The sequence below is a fragment of the Pseudomonadota bacterium genome, assembly GCA_022361155.1.
Classification (GTDB): domain Bacteria; phylum Myxococcota_A; class Polyangia; order Polyangiales; family JAKSBK01; genus JAKSBK01.
Genome location: JAKSBK010000176.1, coordinates 1 through 5,389 on the forward strand (window position 1 = coordinate 1; position 5,389 = coordinate 5,389).

Here is a 5,389-nt window from a genome sequence, read left to right on the forward strand (position 1 = left end):
GTGCGGCGCAGCGTGCGGCGTGTGACCATCACGGTCATTCCAGGGACGATGTAGCGTGGTTGCGTCATGCTTCGCATGCCGCACCAAGCGTGCCGGACACCACCGCAGCTCATTTCGCATACTTACGCTACCCCTGGTGGCGAAAGTGCCGGCGCACGCCGGCGGACGCCAACCCGGGTCGGGTCGGCCAGCGTCGTTAGCGGACGCCAACCCGGGTCGGGTCGGCCCGACGCGAGCGCCGGCCAGGCGACGCGAGCGCCGGCCAGGCAATACCGGTAGAGCTCGGTCAGCTCGGGGTCTGGACGAAACAGGTGGGTGCGGCGCAGCGTGCGGCGTGTGACCATCACGGTCATTCCAGGGACGATGTAGCGTGGTTGCGTCATGCTTCGCATGCCGCACCAAGCGTGCCGGACACCACCGCAGCTCATTTCGCGCACTTACGCTACCCGTGGTGGCGAAAGTGCCCGCCCACGCCGGCGGACGCCAACCCGGGTCGGGCCTGCCGGCCGGTGCCCTTCGCATTCTATTCGATACACTCCGGCGCTGCGGGCCCGCCATGCCCGACCCTACCTACTGGTCGGATTGAGGGCAACATAACCCGCTTTATGTACCCCTCAAAGGGTCGGGCGCCGAGACGGATCACGAATGGATCATAAGACCTTCCAACAGAGGAGCGGCTCCGGGGGAGGCCCGGACGGCTATGCTCCCGGCGCCTCGCGCCATCCACACCGTCAGAACTGTCTCAACGTCATTCCGTCGTACCATACGATAAAGAAATTTCCGCACGCTGTCTCTTTTGCGTTGTCGACGATAGCGATGAAGACTTCCTCTGAGCCCCGTCCTTTGACGTCCGCAATCCTTGTTCCTCTCCTGCAGAAGCTTGCGACCTCCTGCTCGCCGCCGGATAAACGCAAGACCCTCCGCTCAGAGTATGCGTATACGACATCCCGCGTACCCCACATCCCCAGCACATCCCGTTTGTACTCCATCTGACAATCAGTTAACGGGGGATCTATCCAACCTTCCGTCTTCCACTTGCCCTGACTGTAGTGCGCGATCTGGCCCCCCGACGTCCCAGCCCAGATGTCCGAAGCATTGCGTCCCCATAAAGCCAGATAGTCACCCGCGGGTACACCGGGTTGCAGCTCGAATCTGCTGGCCGCAGCGGGCTTGAAGTAGATCTGCTGGTCGTTTGCCGCCACAGCTATGAGCTCCGAGTTCGCCCAAATAGCTCGCGCTTGGACCCTGCCAGGCTTGTCGAGCACGTCAAGCTTCTGCCAGGCAACCCCGTCGAATCGGTACACTGTGTTGTCTGTGACCGCATAGGCCTCCTTTGGCCCGACCACTGCGACATCGCTCACTCGCTCCTTGATCCCGCAGTCGCTGCCGGCCGCCTGCACGGTAAGCAACCCACAAGTCAGGTCACCGTACAGAATCAGTGGACCACCCTCGAAGCCCGTCAAACGCACTCTGGGACGGATCTGCGGCCTATCGGGACTCACCGGCGTTAGCTCCTCGTGCCAGAGCCGCCATTGCTGACCGTCATTGAAAAGGAAACGTGTGGCCACTCGTTTGTCCGGGCCTACTCCCGAGTCCCATTGTTGCGAACGCGCCACAAACACTCCACGTGCATCGGCCCACAGAGCTACGTACTCCAACGTGCGGGCTCGCCCCGCGCACAAGACGCCCTCGCTCATCATCCAGCCAGGGTCCGGAGCAAGCGGAAACGGCGGGGCCCAACTTGAGACGGATCGAGTGTAGCTACCCGCTGTCCCCGCGGCCCCGGCATCAGGGACGGGCGACGTATCGCCAGCAGCCCAGCTGCTGAGAACCCCCGCGCTTCCGCCTCCACCGTTCCCAGACCGCTCCGAAGAGCTATTGTGTGAAAGTGCGCAACCAAGAGAGACCGCTCCCAGCAGGATTAGGAGCACAAGCCTACAGACGACTGAGTTGGCTACCATTGTACCAAATTAGAAACTGAGAAGAACACTGAATCTCGCCGGTGTCTCGAACGCCCATGAACACCTCCTGCGAGCTGTTCCCCCATATGCTGGTAAGACGAACTCCGACCTCACACCAACTAGCCAGCTCTGTCATGCTGCCCATCTCCAGCGTCAATAAATGCTGGCGCCCAAGAACAAACAGCTTGCCGTCCGCGCCCCATAAATCCTGGACAGTTCGCTTGCACATGGCGCTCGGCGTGCTCGATGAGATCACGGCCTTCCACTGTGTTCCGTCAAACTGCCAAACCTCGCCGCTTCCAGTGCCAACCCAAATATCGGTGGGTCCAAAGCCGAACACCGCGCTGGCTCCTTGGGGAGCACCCGCTTGAAGTACGAAGGCCCCGGTATCGGCCCGTCCCAAGTACACCCCCGAGGCGCCGATGACGACCACGGTGTTCTGATCGCCCCAGATGGCCTCCGGAACGAAACTTCCGCTGCCGTCGCCGAGCGGCTGCCCAAGCTGCGTCCATTGGCCTCCCGAGTACTTCAGAACGCGATCGTTGCGTATCGCATAGGCAGTTTGTGGGCCTGCCACGTGCACATCTGTTACTGCTCCAGGAATCTCGCAATCTGCCCGGCCCTTGTCGATTCGCTTCAAACCACAGGATGTCATGCTCGGGCTACTACGGCCCCGTGCTCTTTGCAGGAGCACACCACCGCCTGGAAAGCCTGTGATCTTGCCAGGGAATGGCTCAGGCTCTTCGTGAATGATTTTCCAACCCGATCCATCATTGAAGTAGATCCACATGCGACCCACCATGCTAGCGAATGAGTCGTGGACTGACATAAGGACGTACACACCTCGAGCGTCGCTCCAGACGCTGTCCACGTAGTTGCGGCTTCGTCCTGCCTTATTACAGATGGGCTGGCCGCTGTTCCGCCACATGCCTTCCGATAACATGAACGGCGGCGTCCAGGCGGACGGGCTAACGTCGATTGGAGGGGGAGGGGCGCCAGAGTCCACAGGCGGTGTACCCATCATGCCTCCGCTTGCACCCGGTCCTGTGAGGCGTCCGCCGTCTGGTAGTTGTGGGTATTGGCCGGCCTGGCCGAGTCCGGAATCCGTCGGCCCACCGTCAGAGCCCCGCGGAGGGCCGGTGGACGACCCTGCCGCGCCAGCACCCGTGGCGGGGTCATCCCCCGTCTCGCACGAACAGGCGCTCGCGGCCAGAATGAAGAGGAAACCGAAAACTAGGCACCAAAGCGCACTCCTGCCCGTATTACGTTTCACTCGAACTCCTTCTCACTCACCCTTCCGGGTAAACTTCGACTTCCATATTGTAAGCATGTCATCGTATGCTTGACCTGTCATCGGCAGCGTGACCATCTCGTATTGCAGAGCGGGCGGCCTACCTACTCAGCGCGATGACGAAGCCCGAGGAGGGAGCGGGGCCTCATTCGCTTGCCGCCCGCTCGCCGTTCAGCGCCACGACAGATCACCCACGGCGCCGGTGTCAACACGCCGCTGCGGTCTCATCAAGAATCAAGGACGATCGCCTGCGACCAAGCTTGAGTTATAAATGATCTGCGTAATCCCGGGACGGAGAAAGCCTGTTACCGTGTCCCCACGATTGTCGCCATCGGGTCGCACGCAGAGTTGGTGAGGGTTGCCCCAACCATTACCCGCCGTAGTCACCGGACCGAGGAGGTTCCTGGTGTTTTGCTCGAACACTCCGGAGCCCGATGTTCCATGGCATGCGCCCTGGATATCGGAATCCCAGTTCGGAAAGTTGTTGTTCGCAGAGGTGACTTTGTACGGAAAGAAGTCGTCTCCAAAATGCCGATAATAACGAGACACCAACGGTATCAGCTGGTAGTCCATGTTTACTCCATCAGGCTTCATTCGCTTGTAGTGATAGTTGTTTGGCTTGTTCAAACCCGGGTGGACAGTGTAGTGCTCGTGCCGATCCGGTGGCCAGCCGGTTCCGTCTTCGGGTGGGAAGTTGAGAACTTCATGGAACCACCAAGCTTCCACCTCGGAGTTCAAGCCGACGTTGGTCGCCATGGTTGCCCACGGCCCATTGAGCCGGTTTGGGCAGTGCATTAGTGCGATATCGGCGTTGTTCGGCACGGTGTTTGGACAGCTGGCGGTACGACCGAAGCTAGCCGAACACCGATACGTAATCGTACAGAGGTCCCACGCTGCAAATAGCTCGCTCGAATCCAGGGTCGACTGCCGCACGTAGCTCGGCCAATTTCCGTCAACCTCGGCTTGGTCGAATATGCGGGTCACCGCGAGATTGTCGTTGATGTCGAGGTACTGGATCCACAAAGACGTGCCTTCCGGCAGGCTTTCCTCGATCGGGTCGATGATGCCATCCCCATTGACGTCACCCTCGACGACGCAGTGGGCGGCCGTTACAGCAAAGTGCGGCGAAATGAACGTCATGCCGCACGTCGCCCAGACGTCGTCCGGAACGTCCACCGGTACGAAAACCGGAGCGACCGTGAGGCTCTTGTGAGTGTCGTCCTCCCTCCAATACATGTCGGCAGCGTTTGCGACGTTGTAGTTATCAACGTACTCAGTTTGGACTTCTGCTACTAGAGCAATCGGGTTTTCGCCGGTCACCTGAGTGGTACACGAAACTGCTAATAGCGATCCAGCCGCACACAGAAGTGACCGGACCTGTTTTTCCGAACATGATGTGGGACCCGTGTGACCTCGTTGTAGCGCCCCTTTATTCCGCCATTGATTCATACGATGGCTCTCTTGTCTTCGAATTGAATCCACTTGTATTCTTGTTGTTTCGTCTTCCATAGGGACCTCGATCGTGATTTGATTGCTGAAACGTCCAGATGCGCAGTTGCGGCTCTTTGCGGCGTTGGAAACTTGGTTATTTGTAGTTAGTACCCATCCCGTCCTGCATGTCCTTCATACGTGCGCGATGAGGAGGGCCGCTGCCCGAGCCGAATGTGGGCGACGTTACCGACGTTGCAACGCGCACCGCCGCGCGCATCGAGCGCGTGCTCGAACAGCACGGCCGCTACTTGAACGAGCCGAGCGACGGCAGCAGCGACGAGCAGCTGTGGCTCGACTACCCGGCCCTCGCTTCGTGCTACCAGGCCGCCACGAGCGGCCGGCAACTGCTCGACGAGCACCCCGGAAAGCCTGCGCTGGGCACGAAACCTTCCGGCGTTGGCGGCCGCCGGCGTCGAGGTGGCGGCCGCCGCCCATGAGGCAGCCGGGTGCCCGGTATTTCAAGGGCTTGCGGTTCGGTACGGTCGTTGCTGCGACCGCGGATATGACCCCCAGGTTGCATAAAACGGCGTCGGTGTAGTTGAAAACACTTGCGGAAGCCTCTGCAAATCGCGAAGAAACGAACTGAAAGATTCAACTCTTCAGCGATAAACAGAAGGCCACCGCAAGTGAAATCTAGCAGAGCAGA

General features: G+C 60.1%; 5 protein-coding genes. 1 reads left to right on the forward strand and 4 read right to left on the reverse strand.

Annotated features, from left to right (window positions below; translation table 11 throughout):
• Positions 1 to 122: 122 nt before the first annotated feature.
• The 4 genes from MJD61_06285 to MJD61_06300 form a co-directional block, all read right to left on the reverse strand.
• Positions 123 to 383: a hypothetical protein gene (locus tag MJD61_06285; GenBank protein MCG8554883.1), complete on the reverse strand. Its 261-nt coding sequence runs from the start codon at positions 381 to 383 to the stop codon at positions 123 to 125.
• Between the two features lie 348 nt (positions 384 to 731).
• Complete coding sequence (locus MJD61_06290; protein ID MCG8554884.1) at positions 732 to 1,502, reverse strand: hypothetical protein; 771 nt, start codon at positions 1,500 to 1,502, stop codon at positions 732 to 734.
• A 433-nt stretch (positions 1,503 to 1,935) separates the two neighbouring features.
• On the reverse strand, positions 1,936 to 2,751 hold the full coding sequence (locus MJD61_06295) for a hypothetical protein (GenBank protein MCG8554885.1): 816 nt from the start codon (positions 2,749 to 2,751) through the stop codon (positions 1,936 to 1,938).
• 735 nt (positions 2,752 to 3,486) lie between these two features.
• Positions 3,487 to 4,572 carry a hypothetical protein gene (locus MJD61_06300; GenBank protein ID MCG8554886.1) on the reverse strand — a complete coding sequence of 362 codons (1,086 nt, stop codon included), beginning with the start codon at positions 4,570 to 4,572 and terminating at the stop codon, positions 3,487 to 3,489.
• A gap of 344 nt (positions 4,573 to 4,916) precedes the next feature.
• On the opposite strand from MJD61_06300, the gene MJD61_06305 reads away from it, so the two are divergent.
• Positions 4,917 to 5,180, forward strand: coding sequence for a hypothetical protein (locus MJD61_06305; protein MCG8554887.1), 264 nt, complete (start codon positions 4,917 to 4,919; stop codon positions 5,178 to 5,180).
• Positions 5,181 to 5,389 lie beyond the last annotated feature (209 nt).